The sequence below is a fragment of the Chitinophaga polysaccharea genome (assembly GCF_007829335.1).
GTDB lineage: Bacteria > Bacteroidota > Bacteroidia > Chitinophagales > Chitinophagaceae > Chitinophaga > Chitinophaga polysaccharea_B.
Map to the genome: position 1 here is coordinate 1,843,326 of NZ_VIWO01000001.1, position 22,168 is coordinate 1,865,493.

Annotated in this window: 14 protein-coding genes; 10 read left to right on the plus strand and 4 right to left on the minus strand. The window is 47.1% G+C overall.

Annotated elements, in window-relative coordinates:
• Positions 1-2: 2 nt before the first annotated feature.
• Together FHW36_RS07710 and rpsT are read right to left on the minus strand one after the other, a co-directional pair.
• Positions 3-1,727 carry a M14 family metallopeptidase gene (locus FHW36_RS07710; protein WP_145664948.1) on the minus strand — a complete coding sequence of 575 codons (1,725 nt, stop codon included), beginning with the start codon at positions 1,725-1,727 and terminating at the stop codon, positions 3-5.
• Between the two features lie 73 nt (positions 1,728-1,800).
• Entirely contained in the window at positions 1,801-2,055 is a 255-nt protein-coding gene (gene rpsT, locus FHW36_RS07715) for a 30S ribosomal protein S20 (protein ID WP_145664951.1), read from the minus strand.
• Between the two features lie 241 nt (positions 2,056-2,296).
• Between rpsT and FHW36_RS07720 the strand changes: the two genes are divergently transcribed.
• From FHW36_RS07720 to FHW36_RS07730, 3 genes are all read left to right on the plus strand, one after another.
• The gene (locus FHW36_RS07720; protein ID WP_145664955.1) at positions 2,297-5,056 is read left to right on the plus strand and encodes a 2-oxoglutarate dehydrogenase E1 component; all 2,760 of its coding nucleotides are present in this window, start codon (positions 2,297-2,299) and stop codon (positions 5,054-5,056) included.
• 93 nt (positions 5,057-5,149) lie between these two features.
• Positions 5,150-6,715, plus strand: a complete 1,566-nt coding sequence (odhB, locus tag FHW36_RS07725; RefSeq protein WP_145664956.1) for a 2-oxoglutarate dehydrogenase complex dihydrolipoyllysine-residue succinyltransferase — start codon at positions 5,150-5,152, stop codon at positions 6,713-6,715.
• Positions 6,716-6,858: 143 nt separating this feature from the next.
• Positions 6,859-8,016 (plus strand): RsmB/NOP family class I SAM-dependent RNA methyltransferase, encoded by a 1,158-nt coding sequence (locus FHW36_RS07730; RefSeq protein WP_145664959.1) that lies wholly within the window; start codon positions 6,859-6,861, stop codon positions 8,014-8,016.
• 160 nt (positions 8,017-8,176) lie between these two features.
• Here FHW36_RS07730 and mnmA read toward each other — a convergent pair whose 3' ends face one another.
• Positions 8,177-9,286: a tRNA 2-thiouridine(34) synthase MnmA gene (gene mnmA, locus FHW36_RS07735; RefSeq protein ID WP_145664962.1), complete on the minus strand. Its 1,110-nt coding sequence runs from the start codon at positions 9,284-9,286 to the stop codon at positions 8,177-8,179.
• Between the two features lie 199 nt (positions 9,287-9,485).
• Here mnmA and FHW36_RS07740 point away from each other — a divergent pair, with 199 nt between their 5' ends.
• From FHW36_RS07740 to FHW36_RS07760, 5 genes are read left to right on the plus strand one after another with little or no spacing between them, the layout of a single operon-like run.
• Positions 9,486-10,961 (plus strand): tagaturonate reductase, encoded by a 1,476-nt coding sequence (locus FHW36_RS07740; RefSeq protein ID WP_145664973.1) that lies wholly within the window; start codon positions 9,486-9,488, stop codon positions 10,959-10,961.
• A gap of 21 nt (positions 10,962-10,982) precedes the next feature.
• Positions 10,983-12,377: a glucuronate isomerase gene (uxaC, locus tag FHW36_RS07745; RefSeq protein WP_145664975.1), complete on the plus strand. Its 1,395-nt coding sequence runs from the start codon at positions 10,983-10,985 to the stop codon at positions 12,375-12,377.
• Positions 12,377-13,375 carry a sugar kinase gene (locus FHW36_RS07750; protein ID WP_145664978.1) on the plus strand — a complete coding sequence of 333 codons (999 nt, stop codon included), beginning with the start codon at positions 12,377-12,379 and terminating at the stop codon, positions 13,373-13,375. The genes uxaC and FHW36_RS07750 overlap by 1 nt, the downstream gene beginning before the upstream one ends.
• 3 nt (positions 13,376-13,378) lie before the next feature.
• Positions 13,379-14,041, plus strand: a complete 663-nt coding sequence (locus FHW36_RS07755; RefSeq protein ID WP_145664982.1) for a beta/alpha barrel domain-containing protein — start codon at positions 13,379-13,381, stop codon at positions 14,039-14,041.
• A 28-nt stretch (positions 14,042-14,069) separates the two neighbouring features.
• A complete protein-coding gene (locus tag FHW36_RS07760) occupies positions 14,070-15,359 on the plus strand; it encodes an MFS transporter (protein WP_145664985.1) in 1,290 nt (429 codons plus the stop codon).
• A gap of 86 nt (positions 15,360-15,445) precedes the next feature.
• Here FHW36_RS07760 and FHW36_RS07765 read toward each other — a convergent pair whose 3' ends face one another.
• On the minus strand, positions 15,446-17,092 hold the full coding sequence (locus FHW36_RS07765; protein ID WP_145664987.1) for a UxaA family hydrolase: 1,647 nt from the start codon (positions 17,090-17,092) through the stop codon (positions 15,446-15,448).
• A gap of 448 nt (positions 17,093-17,540) precedes the next feature.
• Between FHW36_RS07765 and FHW36_RS07770 the strand changes: the two genes are divergently transcribed.
• Together FHW36_RS07770 and FHW36_RS07775 are read left to right on the plus strand one after the other, a co-directional pair.
• Positions 17,541-20,600 (plus strand): SusC/RagA family TonB-linked outer membrane protein, encoded by a 3,060-nt coding sequence (locus FHW36_RS07770; RefSeq protein ID WP_145664990.1) that lies wholly within the window; start codon positions 17,541-17,543, stop codon positions 20,598-20,600.
• An 18-nt stretch (positions 20,601-20,618) separates the two neighbouring features.
• Positions 20,619-22,163 (plus strand): RagB/SusD family nutrient uptake outer membrane protein, encoded by a 1,545-nt coding sequence (locus FHW36_RS07775; protein ID WP_145664993.1) that lies wholly within the window; start codon positions 20,619-20,621, stop codon positions 22,161-22,163.
• The last annotated feature ends 5 nt before the right edge of the window (positions 22,164-22,168 follow it).

The following is a 22,168-nucleotide window of genomic DNA, read 5'->3' on the forward strand; positions in this document are numbered from 1 at the left end:
GTTTACCGCACCCTGTATACAGGATAGCGCATGTACTCCGGTTCTGCATAGGGCGAGTTTTTAAAAACAAACTCCAGCTGTGCACTGCCATTATTGGCAAAGGCGGTATCAGCTGCTTTTTTCCTGTTTAACAACTCCTGTAATTCCGGGTGCTCCTTCAGGTATGCTGCCCCGGTATCTTCAAACACATAGGGCGAATAGCCTTCTTTTTGTCCGAGTACCGCATCGAAGAAATTCCAGGCGAAGAACGAATCGCCGCCGGTAGGTTCCAGCGTTTCCATGAGGAAGCGGTTGGCCACCTGGTTCATGGGAATATAAAAGTCGCCTTTCCGGAAGCGGATGGAATCCTTGCTGGCGTTGACTTTGATATTAGTGTGCAGGTAGTGTTTTTCGAACGGTTTGTTATAGGTCTGGAAATCGGCTATATGATATACTTCCACATACAGGGTGGTATCCCTGAGTAGCGGTTGCATTTGTACGTTATTATTTTTAAGGAGATGAATAACGGCCCACCATCCCTGTGGGATGATATATGCCACGGGTTTTTCCACAAAATTGGTGGCTACGGCCTGGTTATAGAATTTTACTTGTCTTACATAGGGCTGGGTTCTGTCGTAGTATAATCTTGGCAGGCCTGAAATGGCGCTGGGCTTGTGTCCGGAAGCGAAGCCACGGAACGTAATGTTGGTGTATTGCGTCATATCAAACTGCCAGGCCAGCGGGAAGCTGGATTGGGTAAGAGAATTTTGTTTGGCCGCTTCTCTTAACTGCCTGATGGTTTCGCTGTGGGTGGAAGTGAACTGTATAAAGCATTCCATCAGGGCGTAAGTAGCTTTTACGCGTTGTGGATAAGGTTTGAGCATATGTGTTTCCGGTACAAACCCGAAGGTATGAAAGAGGGTGGTGTACCCGGTGGAGTAGCGTGGGCCGTCTGCAAATTCTACCCATCCACTGTCGGGTGTTTCGCCAAAATGATTGACATAGGGAACGAGGTCGTAGCCCTTTTCTTTCATGAGGCTATACAGGCCCGGTTCAAACGTTTTGTTCATGAATTCGCCCATGGGGCCGCCCAGTTTATTGTGCTGGGTGGTGAGCAGGGTCATGATATGCTGATAATCGGCGCCGTTGCTCACATGGTTATCCACAAATACGTCGGGGTCGGTGAGGTGATAGATTTGCTGGAATGCTAAAGCGTTCCTGGAGTCGGTCTTGATAAAGTCGCGGTTCAGGTCGAGGTTTTGTGCGTTACCGCGTGATCCGAAGGCATCGGGGCCGTTTTGGTCAACCCGGTACCAGGGTGAACGGTTGAGCATGCCACCGATATTATATACCGGGATCACCGCCAGGATTACGTTATCGGGAAGCCTGGTTTTGCCCAGGGCCAGGTCGCGGAGCAGCATCATGCTGGCGTCTATGCCATCGGGTTCTCCGGGATGTATGCCGTTATTAATGAGTATAATACGTTTATTCTTCTTATGCAGGCTTTTGAAGTCGAAATCCCGTTGAGGAGAGTAGATAGCAAGGTGGAGCGGGAACCCGGCATCTGTGGTACCGACGGTGCGAAGGTTGATTTGCGGGAATCTTTTGGCCAGTAGCTGGTAGTATTCAATCACTTCCGGGTAGTTAGCTGTTTCGCGGCCGTTGGTTTTTTCGTACCGGGTGGCGAGGTCCTGGGCGAAGCCGCCATATGGTAACAGGGAGGCGAGGAGGATAAGTATCTTTTTCATATACGATCGTGAGAGGAAAAACAAAAAGCCCTTCCTTTTGGAGGAAGAGCTATAAATATTGTTACTGAAACAATTAAGCGAGGGTCAGAACTCTCTTAGCCAGCTTGCTTTTCAGGTTTGCAGCTTTGTTTTTGTGAATAACGTTACGTTTAGCCAGCTTATCGATCATGGAAGCTACCTCAGCTAAATCTTTCTCCGCTGTTGCTTTGTCAGTCACTGCTTTCAGGTCACGGATGGCGTTACGGGTAGTTTTACCATAGTAACGATTACGTTCATTACGCTTTCTGCTTTGACGTACGTCTTTCTTTGTTGCTTTATGGTTTGCCATTTTTAAAATTTCAAGTTTCGGACGGCAAAGGTAACTATATTCCATTTACAAAACAAACTAAATGTAGTTTTTCCGTCAAAGTGCAAATATAAGGCTGATTTATCACAGATAATCACTTGATTTTTTCTCATTTTTTCCAACCAGCGTATCGAAAAACGAGCGATATTTGCAATCCCATATATTAATGTATTGGGACCGACAGAAAAGTATTTGAACTGAAGATCAGCAAAACTCGTTGTAAATGAAGGACTTCTCATTCGTCACTAACTCACATCCTGCTTACATAGAATCGTTATACCAGGATTTCCGCAAAGATCCCAACTCTGTAGACCCGGATTGGGTTAAATTTTTCGAAGGATTTGATTTTGCAGTATCCAATGTAAACGGTCACGCAGGGGCACCAGCACCTGTAGCAGGGGGCAGCACTTCATTGCCGGTGAGTGACGACCAGTTGGCGAAAGAACTGGGTGTATACCGCCTGATACAGGCGTATCGCAAAAAGGGCCATTTGATTGCTAAAACCAACCCCATCCGTGAGAGAAAAGACCGGAAGGCCAACCTGGACCTCGCCAGTTTTGGATTAGGGGACGCTGATCTGAAAACCGAGTTCTTTGCAGGCACTACTATTGGTGTAGGCAAGGCTACGCTGGAAAAAATCGTTGCTTACCTGAACCAGATCTATGCTGCTTCCGTAGGCTTACAATATACTTACATTAACGACCGCACGAAAGCGAAATGGCTGGAAAAGGAGTTTGAGCATGTTATGACCCAGCCGCTGTCGCTCGAACAGCGCCGCCGCATCCTGCAGAAGCTGAACCAGGGTGTTATCTTCGAGAAATTCCTCCATACAAAATATATCGGGCAAAAACGTTTTGGCCTGGAAGGGGGCGAATCCACCATTCCTGCGCTGGATGCGATCATCAACGTGGCCGCAGAATATGGCGTACAGGAATCTGTGATCGGTATGGCTCACCGCGGCCGTTTGAACGTGTTGGCCAACATCCTCGGAAAAACATATGAGCAGATCTTCAACGAGTTTGAAGGACTGGCTACCCCGGATATGACCATGGGTAGCGGCGACGTGAAGTATCACCTGGGTTTCCGTTCACAGGTAACTACTCCTGCCGGTAACCAGGTAAACCTGCAATTGATGCCTAACCCTTCCCACCTGGAAGTGGTAGATCCAATTGTAGTAGGCTTTGCCCGCAGTAAAGCTGATGTGATCTATAACAGTGATTACGATAAAATACTGCCTATCCTGATTCACGGTGATGCTGCCGTAGCTGGTCAGGGCATTGTGTATGAAGTAGAGCAGATGAGCAAACTGAAAGGTTACTACGTAGGTGGTTCCATTCATTTTGTTATTAATAACCAGATCGGTTTTACAACCGATTTCGATGATGCCCGCTCATCAGATTATTGCACCAGCGTGGCTTCTATCGTACAGGCGCCGGTATTCCACGTAAATGGCGATGATGCAGAAGCCGTGGTAAAAGTATCACAGCTGGCTGCCCGTTACCGCCAGGAATTCAATGAAGATGTATTCATCGACATGGTGTGCTACCGTAAGCACGGACACAATGAGGGCGATGAACCTAAGTTTACCCAACCAAGCCTCTACGCATTGATTGAAAAACATGCCAATCCGCGTGAAGTATATACCCAGTTCCTGCTGAAAAATGGTGAGTCTGATGCACAGGCATTGGCGAAGGAAATGGAAACCGTGTTCTGGGCCGATTTGCAGGCTCGTTTGGATGAAGTGAAGCAGCACCCGCTGCCTTACGCCAACCAGAAACCGGAACAATGGTGGCAGGCCCTCCGTAAGGCCACACCACAGGACTTTGAAGCTTCCCCGGTAACAGCCATCAAGGAAGAAGATTTCAAACGCTTGTTCGACGGATTGATGAAGTGGCCGGAAAACTTTGTACCACTGCGTAAAGTGAGCAAACTGCTGCAGGATAAAATAAAACTGTACGAAGAAGAAGGTAAGGTAGATTGGGCTACCGGTGAGCTGTTGGCCTATGCCAGTCTCCTGATCGAAGGAAAAGACGTAAGAATGAGCGGGGAAGATGTGAAGCGTGGTACGTTCTCTCACCGTCATGCCGTATTGTTTGATGAGAATACCAACGAAACGTATAGTCGTCTTAGTCACTTCCAGGAAAACCAGGGTAAATTCAGAATTTATAACTCATTGTTGAGCGAATATGGTGTGCTGGGCTTTGAATATGGTTATGCCATGGCCAATCCTAACAACCTGGTATTATGGGAAGCACAGTATGGCGACTTTGTAAACGGTGCGCAAACGGTGATTGACCAATATATCAGCAGTGCAGAGCAGAAATGGACCACCCAGAATGGTTTGGTGATGTTGTTGCCTCATGGATATGAAGGCGGTGGACCAGATCACTCCAATGCCCGTCCGGAGCGTTTCTTACAGCAATGTGCTGAGGAAAACATGGTGATTACCAATATCACTACGGCTGCCAACTTCTTCCATGCATTGCGTCGTCAGCTGACCTGGCAGTTCCGCAAACCGCTGATTAACTTCTCGCCTAAAGCCAACCTGCGTCATGTAGGTGCTTATTCTACCATGGCCGAATTTACGCAGGGTGGATTTAAGGAAGTGCTGGACGATCCGTTTATCGATGATGCAGCGGTGGTGAAGAAAGTGTTGTTATGTACTGGTAAAATGTATTTCGACCTGAGTGATAAACAAGCCAAGGATGACCGTAAAGATGTGGCCATCGTTCGCCTGGAACAACTGTATCCATTGCCGGTAAAACAGCTGGAAGTAATTGCGCAGAAATATAAGGGCGCCACTTTCTTCTGGGTACAGGAAGAGCCGTTGAATATGGGAGCAGCAGCGTACCTGCAAATGAATCTGAAACAGATCAATTATGGCGTTATCAGCCGTAATCCGAGCGCTTCTACTGCTACCGGTTATGCGAAAGTGCATGCACGTGAGCAGCAACAGATTATTGATACGGCTTTTAATATCTAAAAAAATTAAACGAATAAACAGAATAACCGGGGTTTGTGTTGACAAGCTAGCGCCGAAAGCAGGAAGCCCGGTATCACCATCAACTGATTAAATATGGTTATCGAAATCAAAGTCCCTACGGTAGGAGAATCTATTAGCGAGGTAACAATTGCAAAGTGGTTGAAGAAAGATGGAGATTATGTGCAGCAGGATGAGGTATTATGTGAAATGGAATCTGAGAAGGCAACCTTTGAACTGAATGCAGAAAAAGCGGGTATCCTGAAGATTGCAGCCGCAGCCCAGGAAGGCGCTACTTTGAAGATTGGTGAGGTAGCCTGTACGATCGATACAGACGCTGCTGCGCCAGCTTCTACAACAGCACCGGCAGCTGCAGCACCGGCAGCTACTGTTGCGCCTGTAGTGGAAGCCGCTCCGGCAGCTCCGGCAGTGAATAAAGGGACAATTGATATGAAAGTGCCTACAGTAGGAGAGTCTATCAGTGAAGTAACCCTGGTAAAATGGATACGGAAAGATGGTGATTATGTAGAGCGCGATGAAGTAGTATGTGAACTGGAATCAGAGAAAGCTACCTTCGAACTGAACGCAGAAGAAGCTGGCGCCCTGATCACTGTAGCTAAAGAAGGAGATACCTTAAAAATTGGTGATGTGGCCTGTAAGATTGATACCAGCGTGGCAAGACCAGCAGGTAAATCAGCCCCGGTGGCAGCCGCTCCGGCAGCCCAGTCAACAGCTGCTCCACAGCCACAGCAGGCGCCTGTTACCAGCATCCCAAATGATATTAAAACTACACCAGTAGCTGCAGCCGTTATTGCGGACAAACAGGTAGATCCATCCAGCATCAAGGGGTCCGGTGCACACGGTAAAATCATGAAAGACGATGTATATGCTGCCCTGAAAAATCCGGGTGTAGCCATCGGACAGGAAATGTTTACCCGCCAGGAACGTCGCGAGAAGATGAGCAACCTGCGTAAAACTGTTTCCCGCCGCCTGGTGGAAGCTAAAAATACTACTGCCATGCTCACTACCTTCAATGAGGTAGACATGACAGAGATTATGGCTTTGCGTGCTAAATACAAAGATGTCTTCAAAAAACAACATGAGGTAAACCTGGGCTTTATGAGCTTCTTTACCAAAGCCTGTTGCTTCGCTTTACAGGAGTTCCCTTCTGTAAATGCGTACATTGATGGTGATGAGCTGGTATACCACGACTTCTGTGATATTTCCATTGCTGTTTCTGCGCCTAAAGGTCTGGTAGTACCGGTTATCCGCAACGCGGAAAGCCTGGATATGGCCGGCATCGAAAAAGCAGTATTGGAATTGGCTACCAAAGCCCGCGACAACAAATTAACTGTACCGGAAATGACCGGTGGTACCTTTACCATCACTAATGGTGGCGTATTTGGTTCCCTGATGAGCACACCTATCATTAATATCCCGCAATCTGCTATCCTGGGTATGCACAAAATACAGGAACGCCCGATGGCCATTAACGGACAGGTAGTGATTCGTCCGATGATGTATGTAGCGCTGAGCTATGATCACCGTATCATTGATGGTCGTGAGTCTGTAAGCTTCCTGGTAAGAGTGAAAGAAATGCTCGAAAATCCTGAGCAGCTGCTGTTTGGTAAAGATCCACTGAAAGCGTTACTGAAACTGTAACCGAGCAGAAAGCGTAAAGCATAAAGCTATTGAGGAGAATGATCAAAGCGAGTATTTAATATTCGCTTTGATCATTCTCCTCAATAGCTTTATGCTTTCTCCTTTGCTATGGGCTGGCGTTGACAGAAGCTGTATCTTCGCGTATGACCCGTTGGGAAAATTATTTATCGTCTGCAGAAAAAATTATTGGCGCCTATACCGGTAGCCTGCCACTACACCACTTCCTGAAATCTTTTTTCAAGGAGCATCCTTATATGGGTGGGCGCGACCGGCGCTGGATATCACAGTTGGTGTATCATTATTTCCGGTTAGGACACTGGGGGAAAACGCTTCCCTTAAAGGAACGTATTATTGCAGGGACGTTTTTGTGTGAAACCGCGCCCAATGATTTCCTCGCGGTATTGCAACCCGATTGGAATGAGCGGGTGTCGTTGCCATTATCTGAAAAGGCAGCCTTATTACCGGCGCCACTAACGCCCGATGCTATCTTTCCGCTGATCACTTCCTTGTCTGATTCCCTTGATGCTAACGCTTACGCTTATACGATGTTGACACAGCCCCGCTTATTTATACGGGTACGTCAGCAGAAGCTGGATAAGGTAAAAGCGCTGCTGGATAAGGCGGGTATTGCATATGAGGTGTTTGCCAATAATACTACCATTGCTTTGCCCAATGGTACCAAGATAGAAACGATTGTAACAGAGAAGAGCTGGTACGAGGTACAGGATGCTTCGAGTCAGCAAACCGGGGCGCTTTTTTTACCAGCTGCCGGGCAGCGTTGGTGGGATTGCTGTGCTGCCAGCGGGGGAAAGTCTATTCTCCTGAAAGATCAGCAACCCGGCGTACAATTACTGGTATCTGATGTAAGACGCTCTATCCTCGAAAACCTGCAGCAGCGCTTCGCCGCCGCGGGTATCAAGCATTATGATGCCAGGGTAGCCGACCTTACCGCACCTGGCTTTGTTGCGTCTATGGGGCATCAGCAGTTTGATGGCATCATACTGGATGCACCCTGCAGTGGCTCCGGTACCTGGGGACGCACCCCCGAAAGTATCAGCTTTTTTAAACCTGAAGAGATCGGGAAGTATCAGCAACTGCAGCAAAAGATTGCCCATAACGTAGTGCCTTTCCTGAAGAAAGGAGGTGCGTTGATTTACATTACCTGTTCTGTATTTAAGCAGGAGAATGAAGAAGTAGTGAGCTATATAGAGCGTATTAGCGATTTACGCCGGCAGACGGGTGGGGTAATCAGGGGATATGATCAGGGAGCGGATACGATGTATGCGGTAAGGCTTTCTTGATTTGTGTGTTGTTATTTGACAAAAATTTTATTGTCAAAATTTTTGACAATAAAATTTTTGTCAAAAAGTATTGAAGGTGATGATAACTTGTAAATGTCCAACAAAAAAGGTGAGAAGACTACTCTTCCCACCTTTTTCTTTATCTATCTTATGAAATTAATCACTTTAAAATCGACGCACCGCGTTGGATAATCCCTCCGGCTATTACATCATCGCCTTCGTAGAAAACGGCTGATTGCCCGGGGGCGATACCTTTTACATTTTCATAAAAGTTCACTTTCACCTGTCCGTTTTCGTTGTAAAGGTTGCTGAGCGCGCCTTTGTCTTTGTAACGGATTTTGGTAATAGATTCCATGCCGTCGGGGATGGTTTCGTACTTACCCATGTTGATGCCGCTTACAAACATTTCGCTTTTCTGCAGTTCATCTTCGTTGCCTAGTACTACGGTATTGGTTTCGGGGATAATTTCGGTAACGAATACCGGGCGACCGAGTGCAATATCGAGTCCTTTCCGTTGTCCTACTGTGTAAAAAGGATACCCTTTATGATGACCAACAATAGTGCCATCTGCTAATACAAAGTTACCACCATTTACCTTTTCTTCCAATCCGTCTACTTTACGTTTCAGGAATCCGCGGTAGTCGTTGTCCGGTACGAAGCAGATTTCATAGCTTTCTGCTTTTTTGGCGAGTTCGGGGTAGCCGAAGTCGAAGGCCATTTGCCGGATGGCGGTTTTGCGGTAGGTGCCGAGTGGCAGGAGGGTACGTGATAGTACGTCTTGCTGGATGCCCCAGAGTACATAGCTCTGGTCTTTGGTTTCATCGATACCTTTGCTGATCACATAACGGCCGTTGTCGTGCTGACGGATCTGGGCATAGTGACCTGTTGCAATAAATTCGCAGTCCATGGCGTCGGCGCGTTTCATGAGGGCGCGCCATTTTATATGGGTATTGCAAAGCACACAGGGATTAGGTGTACGTCCTGCAATATATTCATCGACAAAGTTATTGATCACAAAATCACCGAATTCATCGCGGATGTCCAGCACAAAGTGTGGAAATCCGTGATGTACCGCCGCCGCGCGGGCATCGTTAAAAGAATCCAGGTTACAGCAGCCGGTTTCCTTTTTACTGGAACCTGCAGATGCATAGTCCCAAGTTTTCATGGTGATACCCACCACTTCGTACCCTTGCTCATGCAACATCAGCGCTGTAACAGTACTGTCTATACCACCGCTCATGGCTACCAGTACTTTACCATGCTTGCTCATTTGAAATAGTTTAAGGATGCAAAATTACTTAAATTCCGGTCATCGACCAGCTACCGGGTATTGATCCTGACAATGTGATGATTGATTCTGACTATATAATGACCTGGATGGGTGATTATTTCACCGGGAGCTATAATTTCTTAATTGTGAATAATATATTTATTAGTTTTAGCGACCTTTTAGGCATAAATCCGTTATGATGCTTCCTATATTAAACAAAGAGTTTATATTAAAACGACCGGAGTACGGCGTTACAGCAGAGATATTCACCTACCCGGAAAAGATCCTGCAATTTGGTACTGGCGTACTATTGCGCGGACTGGTCGATTACCTGGTAGACCAGGCCAATAAGCAGGGCATTTTCAAGGGAAGGGTCGTAGTGGTAAAATCTACCGATGGCAATACCCATGATTTTTCCAGCCAGGATAGCCTGTATACCACACATATCAAAGGTGTTTCCCAGGGGGAATTAGTAGATAAGGTACTGATTAATGCCTCCGTTAGTCGGGTTTTGCAATCGAATGCACAATGGCAGGAGATTTTGCAGACAGTGCATGAGCCTGCCATGCAAATAATTGTCTCCAATACCACGGAAGTGGGCATTCAATATGTCCCTGAAAAGATAGCTACCGGGATACCTGAATCTTACCCCGGCAAACTGCTGGCTGTACTATGGGAACGATACAACCACTTCCAGGGAAAAGCCCACACGGGCTTTGTGATTGTACCTACAGAACTGGTAGTAGACAATGGCCGGTTATTAAAAGACATTGTATTACAGCTGGCTGCTTATAACGAGCTGCCAAAAGCGTTTACCGACTGGATACAACGGGAAAACCAGTTCTGTAATTCGCTGGTAGACCGCATTGTACCGGGTAAGCCCCGTAACCTGGCCGAAATCAACGAGAAAGCCGGTTATACCGACCAGTTGTGGATAGAAGTAGAGCCTTACCTGTTATGGGCTATAGAAGGCGGTAATGATATCCGTACTGCATTATCTTTCCATCAGGCCGACAACCGGATGTTGATTGCAGATAGTATTACACCTTACCGCGAACAAAAGCTCCGGCTCCTGAATGGCAGCCATACGGCCGCCGTGCCGCTGGCTTTCCTGTCGGGCTTAAATACGGTGTATGAAGCCATGCAGGATAATTATATGCATCATTTCTTCCAGGAAGTAGTATTGCGGGAAATCCTGCCTACCATTGCCGCCGATTGCCCTACTGCTACTGCCTTTGCGCCGGAAGTGCTGGATCGTTTTGCAAATCCCTTTATTGCACATAAACTGATCAGCATCACCTTCCAGGAGAGCTCGAAGATGAATGCACGCAACGTGCGTACATTGTTGCGCTATCATCAGCAATTCCAGGCCCTGCCGCCTTACCTCTGCCTGGGATTTGCCGCCATGCTGCTGTTTCTGCGGCCGGAAAAGCAGGAAGATGGGAAGTATATCGGCGCCAGGGATGGAGAAAGCTATATCATTACAGACGACAATGCCGCTATCTTTGCGGCGTGGTGGCAGGAACAGGACACCGCTACTATGGTAAACGGTATCTGCAGCGATAAACGCCTGTGGGAAGCCGATCTGACCACGATCCCGGGTTTTGCAGAGCAAGTAACGGATTTGCTGATAGCCTTAAAAAGCAAAGGCGTAAAAGCATTTATTCAATTGTAGCATAGATAAATATTCATCGTTATGAGAGCGTTTTTATCAGAGGATTTTTTACTACAAACAGAAACGGCTAAACAGTTGTATTTCGATTACGCAGTCTCCATGCCCATTATCGATTACCATAACCACCTACCGCCAGATGAAATAGCCAGCAATAAAACATTTGATAACCTGTATACTATCTGGCTAAAGGGAGATCACTATAAATGGAGGGCTATGCGTGCCAATGGTGTTTCGGAAGAATTTATTACGGGAAGTGCCGATGACTATACCAAGTTCCGCCACTGGGCTGCTACAGCGCCATATACCATGCGGAATCCGTTGTACCACTGGTCGCATATGGAGTTGAAAAATCCGTTTGGGGTGACTGATCTGCTAAGCGAGCAAACCGCGGAGAAAATCTACCGGGATTGTAATGCACAGTTACCGCAATTAAGCACCCAGGCGTTGTTGCAGCATTATAAAGTAGAAGCCTTGTGTACCACCGATGATCCGGTAGATTCATTGGAGCATCACCGGGCTATTGCCAGCCAGCCCTTTGGGACCCGCGTGCTGCCTACTTTCCGCCCCGACCGGGCCATGGCAGTAGATAATCCGGCAGCCTTCAACCAGTTTATAGATCAGCTGTCGGCCGTAATCAATAAAGACATCCGCAAGTTCGATGAGCTGCTGGAAGCGTTGGAAAGCCGGCATACTTATTTTCATGAAGCCGGCGGCAGATTGAGTGATCATGGGTTGAGCACCTTCTATTTCACGCCAGCCAGCGTTACCGAATTAGATACCATTTTCCAACGGGCACGCCAGCAACAGGCTGCCACGCCGCATGAAAATGCACAATTTAAAACGGCTGTACTATTGGCGGTTTGCCGCTGGAACCATGCCAGGGGCTGGGCCCAGCAGTTTCATGTGGGCGCTATCCGCAACAACAATTCCCGTTTACTGCAACGTATTGGTGCAGATGCCGGCGTAGACTCTATTGGCGACTGGAACGTGGCCGAAGCGATGAGCAGTTTTTTTGATGTGCTGGACAAATCTGATCAATTGGCTAAAACCATTATATATAACCTGAACCCGGCTTATAACGAAGTATTTGCTACCATGGCCGGTAATTTCCAGGACGGCACCATACCCGGTAAGATCCAATACGGGTCGGGCTGGTGGTTCCTGGATCAGAAAGATGGCATGGAAAAGCAAATGAACACATTGAGCAATATGGGATTACTGAGCCGTTTTGTTGGAATGCTGACGGATTCCAGAAGTTTTCTATCTTATTCCCGGCATGAATATTTTCGCCGTATTTTGTGCAACCTGGTGGGCAATGATGTGGAACACGGAGAGCTACCGAATGATATTGCCTGGTTGGGGAAGATGGTACAGGATATTTGTTACAATAACGCAAAAGCATATTTTGGATTTTAATGAAACCGGTAAAAGTCATCACATTCGGGGAAATATTATTGCGTTTGTCGCCTGAGCTGTCACAGCATACCGCTGCTATCTATGTAGGCGGTGCAGAAGCAAATGTAGCGGCGGCGCTGGCCAACTGGGGTACCGACGTAGCCTATATCAGCAAAGTGCCTGAGAATGGGTTATCAAGAGATGTATTGCAGCAGCTGAGTCATTTAGGTATTCATACCGACCGGATGTTGTGGGGGGGCGAGCGCATAGGTATTTATTACCTGGCGCAGGGGAGTGACCTGAAGCATGCAGAGGTAGTATACGACCGGGCCTGGTCGGCATTTAGCCGGATTACTCCGGGCACTGTCAACTGGGAGGCCTTGCTGGGCGATGCGGAATGGTTTCACTGGAGTGCGATTACGCCTGCATTGAATCCTGATGCGGTAGACATTTGCCGGGAGATATTACAGGCAGCCAGCAGGAAAGGACTGATCATTTCCACCGATCTTAATTATCGCAGTAAGCTATGGCAATATGGCAAGAAACCGGTTGATGTAATGCCGGAGCTGGTGCAATATTGCGATGTAGTAATGGGTAATATCTGGGCGGCCAACAATATGCTGGATACTACCCTGGATACCGTTGCCCTGGACACCAACACCAAAGCGGTTTACCTGGAACAGGCCGAAAAGGTAGCCGCAGAAATCACCCAACGCTTTCCACGTTGTAAGCGGATTGCCTTTACCTTCCGCTTCAGCGATGCGCCTACGCATAACCGCTATTACGCGTTTTATTATCATGCCGGGCAGGTAAGCATTTCCCGTGAATACGATACACATGATGTGGTGGACCGGGTAGGAAGCGGTGATTGCTTTATGGCGGGATTGATACATGCACAGCTGGCGGGTTTGGATGATCAGCAGATCATTTCCTATGCTGCCGCCGCTGCTTATTCTAAATTTTTTGTGAAGGGGGATTTCAATACCACTTCCGCTGAAGACATTATAAAACTGATATAACATATGGCACCGAGTCCTGACGTAATTATTGCTGCGTTTGAGCAAAGCGGGATTATTCCTGTTTTCTACCACGATGATGCAGACATTTGCCTGGAAGTATTGCAAGCCTGTTATGATGGCGGTTTGCGTGTATTTGAGTTTACCAGCCGGGGAGCGAATGCCCGTAAAAATTTTGAGATTCTGCGCGATCGTAAGCAAGCCACCATGCCTGATTTATACCTGGGGATCGGTACAATCAAGCAGGCCACAGATGCAGCGGCTTATGCAGCGCTGGGCGCCGACTTTATAGTATGCCCGGTAACAGATCCGGAAACGGCCGCCTGGTGCAAAAGTGCAAATATTGTGTGGATACCGGGGTGTATGACGCCTACCGAAATCAGTGTTGCAGAAAAAAATGGGGCGCAACTGGTGAAATTATTCCCGGGTAATGTGCTGGGACCGGGCTATGTAAGATCTATTATGCCATTATTCCCTAACCTGAAATTTATGCCTACCGGGGGAGTAGAACCCACACAGGTAAGCATGGACGCCTGGTTTGATGCGGGCGTGGTATGCGTAGGTATGGGATCTAACCTGCTGTCTAAATCCCTCATTGAAAGTAAGGATTGGCAAGGGCTGAAAGAGAAAATAATGCAAACGTTTGCAATTCTCCGTGCCATGAAGTAACTTAAGCATTTTATAAATTCCATCTACAATGAATTCCACAACTTTAGGTAAGTATCGCTGGCGGGTGTGTGCGCTGTTATTTGTGGCCACTACCATCAATTATATAGACAGGCAGGTACTGGGGTTATTAAAAACTGATTTATCGTCAGAGTTTAACTGGACGGAGAAAGATTTCAGTAACCTGGTCATGGTGTTTTCAGCAGCCTATTCTATCGGGCTGCTCTTTTTCGGTGCGTTGGTAGACAAGATTGGTTCCAAGTTGGGGTACAGTGTTTCTATCGTGGTATGGAGTTTATCTGCCATGGCACATGGGCTGGTGCGCACCACATTGGGTTTTGGTTTCGTAAGATCGATACTGGGAGTAAGTGAGGCGGGTAATTTCCCTGCTGCCATCAAAGCTACAGCGGAATGGTTTCCCAAGAAAGAGCGGGCGTTAGCGACAGGTATTTTCAATTCGGGATCTAATATTGCGGCAGTGGTAGGCCCGGTGATGGTATACTGGCTGGCCAGGAATCATGGCTGGAGAAGTGCTTTTGTATGGACCGGTGCTATTGGTTTTATCTGGCTGATACTGTGGTGGTTTTACTATGAAGTGCCGGGTCGTCATAAAAAATTATCCAAGGCAGAATTCGACCATATTCACTCTGATCAGGAAGTAGAAGTAGAAAAGCCCAAGCCGGTGAAATGGGGCCATTTGCTGGGTATCCGGCAAACCTGGGCATTTGTATTCGGTAAGTTGCTTACCGACCCTGTGTGGTGGTTTTTCCTTTTCTGGTTGCCTGGATACCTGGAATCTATCTTCCATGTAAATATGAAAACCAATCTTGGGTTACCAATTATTATCATTTATTCAATTACCAGTTTCGGTAGCATTGGCGGGGGCTGGTTGTCTTCCCACCTGATTAAATCCGGCTGGCCGGTGTTTAGGGCGCGTAAAGTATCTATGCTGATTTTTGCGCTTTGCGTGGTGCCTATTATGCTGATACAATATACCAACAGCCTATGGCTGGCTATCGGCTTAATTAGTCTGGCTACAGCTGCGCATCAGGCTTGGTCTGCCACTATTTTCACTACCGCCTCTGATATGTTTCCTAAGCGGGCGGTAAGCTCTGTGGTAGGCATTGGAGGTATGGCGGGATCTATTGGTGGCACTTTATTCCCAATAGTGATAGGCACTATGCTGGATCATTATAAAGTGATGGGGAACATTGGTGTGGGCTATAATATTTTGTTTACCATGTGTGGTGTGGCTTACCTGTTGGCCTGGGGCGTAATGCACCTGTTTGCGCCAAAAATGGAGCAGGTAAAACTGGATTAATAACTTTTTATAACACAACTACTAAAACAAAAAAACGTCCGTGCAGCTGCGCGGACGTTTTTTTGTTTTAGTAGTTTTTGTTTTGTTTAGAGAGAGACGCCTCTTTTCCATGGAATAAAGTCATCCTGGTGCAGTTGTTCTGCTTTTGTACGCACCTCGCCGCTGGCGGTGCGAATGACAAATTCCAGGATATCTTCACCCATTTCAGCGATGCTTTGTTCGCCACTGATGATGGTACCGGTATTGATATCGATGATATCTTTCATACGGGTAGCCAGTTTGGTATTGGTAGCGAGTTTCACCACCGGGGAAATCGGGTTGCCGGTAGGGGTGCCCAGGCCGGTAGTAAACAGTACTACGTTGGCGCCGGATCCTACTTCTGCAGAGGTAGATTCCACATCGTTGCCGGGAGTACAGAGGAGGTTGAGTCCTGGTTTGGTAACGTATTCGGTATAATCGAGTACATCTGTTACCGGGGAGGTACCACCTTTTTTAGCTGCGCCGGCAGATTTGATGGCATCAGTAATAAGACCATCTTTGATATTTCCTGGGGAAGGGTTCATATAAAAGCCGGAACCTACAGATTGGGCCTGGTTTTCATATGCCCGCATGATGCGGATAAATTTATCGGAAGTGGTATCGTTCTGGCAGCGGTTAATCAACTCCTGTTCCACGCCGCAAAGTTCGGGGAATTCAGAGAGAATAGAGGTACCACCCAGGGCCACGATCAGATCGGAGGTATGTCCTACCGCTGGGTTGGCAGAAATGCCGGAAAAACCATCAGATCCGCCGCATTCCAGGCCTATTACCAGTTTGGAAAGGGGCGCAGGCTGACGGCTTTGTTTGTTGGCTTCTACCAGGGCGAGGAAAGTATCTTTGATAGCGGCCGATAACATCGCAAATTCAGAAGGGCTTTTTTGTTGCTCGTATACCAGTACCGGTTTATTGAAATTTGGATTCAGCTTTTTCAGGGATTCCTGTAATATCGACACTTGTGCGTGCTGACAACCCAGGCTGAGAATAGTAGCGCCCGCCACGTTGGAGTGGTGGATATAGCCTGCCAGCAGGGCGCAGAGCGCGTCTGAGTCCTGGCGGGTACCGCCGCAACCACCTTCGTGGGTGAGGAATTTAATACCGTCTATATTAGGAAATACCGGGTTACGTTTATCCGTTTCCGTTAGTGCTCCTGCTTCATAGTTTTTTACCGCATCCAGGTTCCCACTTTTGTACAGGTTTACGAGGTCGGTTACCTGTTCGTTGTAGACTTCTGCGGGGGCAAAGCCCAGTCCTTTTTCGAAGGCGGTTTTAATAACGCTTACATTCCTGTTTTCACAGAATACCAGTGGAATAACCAGCCAGTAGTTACGGGTGCCTACCTGTCCGTCGTTACGGTGGTAGCCCATAAAGCTGCGGTCTTTCCATTTGCTTACATCGGGTGCCTGCCATTCCAGGGAGCTGTCTTTTTCATGAAAAGCATTGGCATCGTGTATTACGTTTTCGGTAGTGATGCTTTCGCCCTGCAAAATGGTTTTATTGGCCTTGCCTACCAGCACACCATACATGGTGATAGGATCACCTGCCTGTATGTCTTCTATGAGAAATTTATGTTTGGCGGAAATATTTTGCTGCGTTTGAATGTCGTGTCCGTTGAATGAAATGTTGGTTCCAGCTGGTATATCCTGAAGAGCTACCAGCACGTTGTCACTCGGGTGAATTTGTAAATAAGTGTTCATAACAGCTAAAGTAGTAAATATGCGCTCCGGCTGGTGATACTAAAATATTAATCCTTGATGAGATTTTGACTATTTGCTGAAACTGCTGAAAGAGCAGTTGGTGGCATGTTAGGAAAGGATTATAAAATGTTAAATCGCTATCATTTGTATAGGCTTGTTCCGGGTAACGTTATCTCCTGGTGGCAGAAAATATTTATGCAAACGTTTGTAATTCTCAAATAATTCGATATTTTTGATTTCAACAGGCCGTCTATTAGGGCAGATAACGAGAGAAAAACGGTGTTTATAGCTTCGTAAGTAATTTACAAACAGATATTTATAACTTTTTAAAGCCAAGTCTGAATTTAATTCCATTTTAGAGAAACATGCAAGATCAGTGAACAATCAGGTGAACAGAATTTTGTAGTCTCATTCATTTTAATGCAAACGTTTACATAAAAACACGTTTATGAAAAAACTGCTAGGGGCATCGCTATGCATATGGGGAATATGTGTAGTTCAGACAGCCATTGCCCAGGAAAAAAAATCAATCAAAGGAATTGTCAAAGATGAACAAGGCGCTATCATTCCCGGCGTAACTGTGGGAATTAAGCATAGCGGTACCGGCACCGTAACAGGGCCCGATGGCTCCTTCCACCTCAACGCCGCAGAAAAAGATACCCTGGTATTCAGCTTTGTAGGGTATAATAAAAAGGAAATAGCCGTTAATAATCAAACAGATCTGAAAGTAAAGCTGGCATCCAGCGCCACCAGTCTAAATGAAACCGTAGTAGTTGGTTATGGTGTGCAAAAGAAAATAAACCTATCCGGCGCTGTTACCAGCGTAAATTTTGATAAAACCATGCAAAGCCGCCCGGTAACTGACCTGAGTACTGCGCTCAGTGGTATGGCGCCCGGCGTAAGCGTATCGCAGGCATCCGGACAGCCGGGCCGCGAAAATGCTACTATCCGCATCAGGGGCGTAGGTACGCTGAATAATGCAGATCCCTTTATCCTGGTAGACGGTATTGAAAGCAGCATGAGCGACGTTAACATGGCCGATGTGGAAAGCATTTCGGTACTGAAAGATGCCTCCGCCGCGGCCATCTACGGTTCCCGGGCAGCAAACGGCGTTGTACTCATTACTACCAAAAAAGGAAGAAAAGGTAAAGCAACGGTATCCTACAACGGCTACTATGGCGTACAAAAAGCCACCAGGCTGTTTAACGTAGTCAGCGACTATGCCACCTACATGCAACTCATGAACCGTGTAGCCACGGCAGATAATCCAAGCAATACCCCGCCTTTTAAACAGGCTACTATTGATGCCTGGAAAAATGCCACCGACAGAACCCTGTATCCCAACACCGACTGGATGGACGTGCTTTTTGGACAGGGAAAACTGACAGGTCATACAGTATCAGTATCCGGTGGTTCTGAAAAGAATAGCTATTATATGTCGCTCGACTACCTGCATAATGATGGTATCGTTAAAAATACCAGTCAGGACAGGTATATGATGCGTCTGAATGCAGACCAGGAGATCAGCAAAAAAATTAAGGTAGGCGCCAACATCGCATTAACCTGGAAAGAACGTCGCGAACCACAGGATGTGGGCAGCATACTGTCGCTTGCAGGCAGCACTACGCCCGGTATGACGCCCAAAGTGGTGGATGCCAGCGGAACCCGCTATGGCGGCCGCAATACCGACGATGAAAACGGACAGCTGGATAATCCCCTGCAATACGTGGAAACCTGGTCCCGTCCTAACCGCCAGCAACGCGCGTTTGCCAAAGTATGGGGCGAATGGAATATCATCGATGGCCTGAAATTACAGGTAAACGGAGCTGGCGACTATTTCAATATGGGGCAGAAAAGTTATGCCTTAGCCGGTGCTATTCAGAACAGGTGGAACTTCCAGAAGAATGTAGTGGCACAACAGCTGGATCAGCAACCCGCTACCCTGGCACAACTGGACAGTACCAACCTGCACCTGACCTACTTCGCTACCCTGAACTACAACAAGAATTTTGGCGCCGATCATCATATCAATGTGCTGGCCGGGATGAGTACAGAATCTATCAGGGGTACGCTCTTTACCGGTAGCATACAGAATTTCCCAACCAATAATACCTGGGAACTGGGCGCCGGATTGGAACAACCGAAAGTAGGTGGAACCTCCGATATCTATAAGATTGTTTCCTACTTCGGACGTATCAATTACGACTATAAAGGTAAATACCTGCTGGAAGCCAATCTCCGCAGAGATGGATCCTCTAAATTCCGCTCCGGCCTGCAATACGGCGTTTACCCTTCCTTCTCTGCTGCATGGCGCTTAATAGAAGAGCCCTTTATTAAGAATGCGATACCGGGATGGGTGAATAATTTAAAGCTGCGTGCTTCCTGGGGAAAACTGGGTAACGACCGTATCCCGCTGAATGCCTTCATGAGCCTGTATTCTGCCGGTGTAAACTATAACTACGGCGGTACCATCTCCGCTGGTCTGGCGCCTTTGGTAATGGCCAATCCCAACATCACATGGGAGAAAACAACGACCTCCAACCTGGGGTTAGACGCCAACCTGTTTAACGATCATTTCAACCTTACTTTCGATGTATTTAACCGCCGTACTTCTGATATCCTGGTACGTTTGAACCTGTCGTCGGCGTATGGCGGCCTTACGCCTCCTTTCCAGAACGTAGGTATTGTGGAGAACAAAGGATGGGAGCTGACCTTAGGCTACAACAATAAAGCCGGCGACTTTAGATATGGCATATCCGGTAATGTTAGCAACATCAATAACAAAGTGGTGAAATACCAGGGTAATGCCATTGGTACGCTCAACGGAGCTTCTGTATTGAAAGAAGGCTGGTCTATCGGCACCCTGTACGGTTTGCAGACAGCGGGCATTTTCCAAAACGATGATGAAGTGAAAGCGTGGGCTAAACAACGTACTGCGGGAACAAACAAACCGGGCGACCTGAAATTTGTAGACATGACCGGAGATCACGTGGTGGATGGTAATGATCGTATCAACATGGGCAATACCATTCCTAAATGGTACTATGGCCTGAACCTGAATGCGGGTTACAAAGGATTTGACCTGGCATTGTTATTCCAGGGTGTGGGTGGCGTAAACCGTTACTACCAGGATAACTGGTATACTACGGGTATCCGTGCCGGCCGTGAAATTAATGCCGACTTCCTGAATGCCTGGACACCAGACAATGCTAATACCAATATACCGCGGTTGACCGCTGCTGCCAATACAGACAACACGCAGGCTAATACTTTCTGGGTACAGAATGCTTCTTTCGTGCGACTGAAGAATATCCAGTTATCCTATACCCTGCCAAAGAAAATGTTTACCAGCACTATTTCCAGCATCCGTGTATATGTGAATGCACAGAACGCATTTACCTGGACCAAATTTAAGGGGCTGGATCCGGAAGTAAGCGACTATACGCAACCGGGAATACAGTATCCTAACGTGCGGGTGATAACAGGTGGTGTAAACGTGATCTTCTAACTATTTAAAGGGTAAGTAATGAACAAGATATTAACCGCAATATGTGCATGCAGTTTATTAGCACTGGGTGCCTGCAAAAAAGATTTCCTGAATACTACTCCTTCTGATAAAGTATCTGATGCAAATTTCTGGAAAACAGAAAAAGACGCGAATGCGGGTGTGAGTGCCATTTACAACGACCTCCAGAACAACGATATTTTTGGATTGTATGTATACAATGATGGGTTAACGCCTTCTGCTTATATCTGGGATGATGGGGGCACTGGTATGGGGCCTATTACAAAGGGTAATATGAATCCATTTACCAGCGCAGTGGTGAATAAATTCAAAGCTTTGTACAATGGTGTTTTCCGGGCTAACCTGGCACTGGAAAAACTGCCGGGCATCAGTAATATGAGCATTTCTGTTAATCACCGCCTGATAGCAGAAGCCACTTTTTTAAGGGCATTGTATTACTATCAGCTAACCGATTTTTATGGCGACGTACCATTGATCACCAAAACGCTGGCATTGGGGGCGCCATTGCCTGCCAAAGAAACGAGAGCCAACCTGCTGGCATTTATTATCAGGGAAGCAGGTGCAGCGGCCGATTCGTTGCCGGTAAGCTACCCGGCATCGCTGGTGGGCCACGCTACGCAAGGCGCCGCGCTGACATTGAAAGCCAAGGCACAGTTGCTCGCCAAGCAGTATGCAGATGCCGCCACTACCTGTAAAACCATTGGTGGGCTGGGATACGATTTATATTCCGACTACAGGAATATGTTTATTTCTACCAGCGCGGAAAATAATGTAGAGGTGATTTTTGATATACAATACCTGGCGCCGGGATTAGGACAGGGTAGTTTGCTGGATAAGCGTTTGTCTACCCGCAGTTCCTTTTCCAGTGGCTGGAGCAACGTGTATCCTTCTGTGAACCTGGTGAGTAACTACGAGATGAAGAATGGTAAGATGATTACAGATCCCAGTTCTGGTTATGATCCTGCCAACCCGTACAACAACCGTGATCCACGTTTAGACTATACCGTGGTAAGACCTGGGTCTACCTGGAAGAATATTCCTTATGCCAACCTGAGACTGGATAATTCGGCTACTTTTACCGGTTATCTTACCAGGAAATATGTATTGGAAGTAGATGGTTTTGGTGCGGGCGATTCACCATTGAATTTTATCATTTACCGTTATGCGGATGTATTACTGATGCTGGCAGAAGCAGAAAACGAAGTGGCAGGCCCGGACGCTACTGTATATACTGCTATTAACCGGGTAAGAGCCCGTAAAGGGGTGGAGATGCCACCTATTCCTGCCGGTAAATCGAAAGAAGAGATGCGGGACATTATCCGTCATGAGAGGATGATAGAATTTGCCATGGAAGGAACCTACTATTCAGACATTCGCCGCTGGGGTATTGCCACACAGCTGATGAATGGCCTGGTGGTGACTAATATTGCCGGTCAGCAGATTGACAAGATTAATTTTGTAGACGCCTTTAATTTATGGCCTATTCCGCAGGTGGAAATAGATCTGAACAACAACCTGGTGCAAAACCCGAACTATGTTAAGTAAAGAAA

What these genes read in the sequence shown, in the direction of transcription:
- FHW36_RS07710 (WP_145664948.1), bottom strand. Translation starts at nt 1,727, where the DNA reads ATGAAAAAGATACTTATCCTCCTCGCCTCCCTGTTACCATATGGCGGC.
- rpsT (WP_145664951.1), bottom strand. Translation starts at nt 2,055, where the DNA reads ATGGCAAACCATAAAGCAACAAAGAAAGACGTACGTCAAAGCAGAAAG.
- FHW36_RS07720 (WP_145664955.1), top strand. Translation starts at nt 2,297, where the DNA reads ATGAAGGACTTCTCATTCGTCACTAACTCACATCCTGCTTACATAGAA.
- odhB (WP_145664956.1), top strand. Translation starts at nt 5,150, where the DNA reads ATGGTTATCGAAATCAAAGTCCCTACGGTAGGAGAATCTATTAGCGAG.
- FHW36_RS07730 (WP_145664959.1), top strand. Translation starts at nt 6,859, where the DNA reads ATGACCCGTTGGGAAAATTATTTATCGTCTGCAGAAAAAATTATTGGC.
- mnmA (WP_145664962.1), bottom strand. Translation starts at nt 9,286, where the DNA reads ATGAGCAAGCATGGTAAAGTACTGGTAGCCATGAGCGGTGGTATAGAC.
- FHW36_RS07740 (WP_145664973.1), top strand. Translation starts at nt 9,486, where the DNA reads ATGCTTCCTATATTAAACAAAGAGTTTATATTAAAACGACCGGAGTAC.
- uxaC (WP_145664975.1), top strand. Translation starts at nt 10,983, where the DNA reads ATGAGAGCGTTTTTATCAGAGGATTTTTTACTACAAACAGAAACGGCT.
- FHW36_RS07750 (WP_145664978.1), top strand. Translation starts at nt 12,377, where the DNA reads ATGAAACCGGTAAAAGTCATCACATTCGGGGAAATATTATTGCGTTTG.
- FHW36_RS07755 (WP_145664982.1), top strand. Translation starts at nt 13,379, where the DNA reads ATGGCACCGAGTCCTGACGTAATTATTGCTGCGTTTGAGCAAAGCGGG.
- FHW36_RS07760 (WP_145664985.1), top strand. Translation starts at nt 14,070, where the DNA reads ATGAATTCCACAACTTTAGGTAAGTATCGCTGGCGGGTGTGTGCGCTG.
- FHW36_RS07765 (WP_145664987.1), bottom strand. Translation starts at nt 17,092, where the DNA reads ATGAACACTTATTTACAAATTCACCCGAGTGACAACGTGCTGGTAGCT.
- FHW36_RS07770 (WP_145664990.1), top strand. Translation starts at nt 17,541, where the DNA reads ATGAAAAAACTGCTAGGGGCATCGCTATGCATATGGGGAATATGTGTA.
- FHW36_RS07775 (WP_145664993.1), top strand. Translation starts at nt 20,619, where the DNA reads ATGAACAAGATATTAACCGCAATATGTGCATGCAGTTTATTAGCACTG.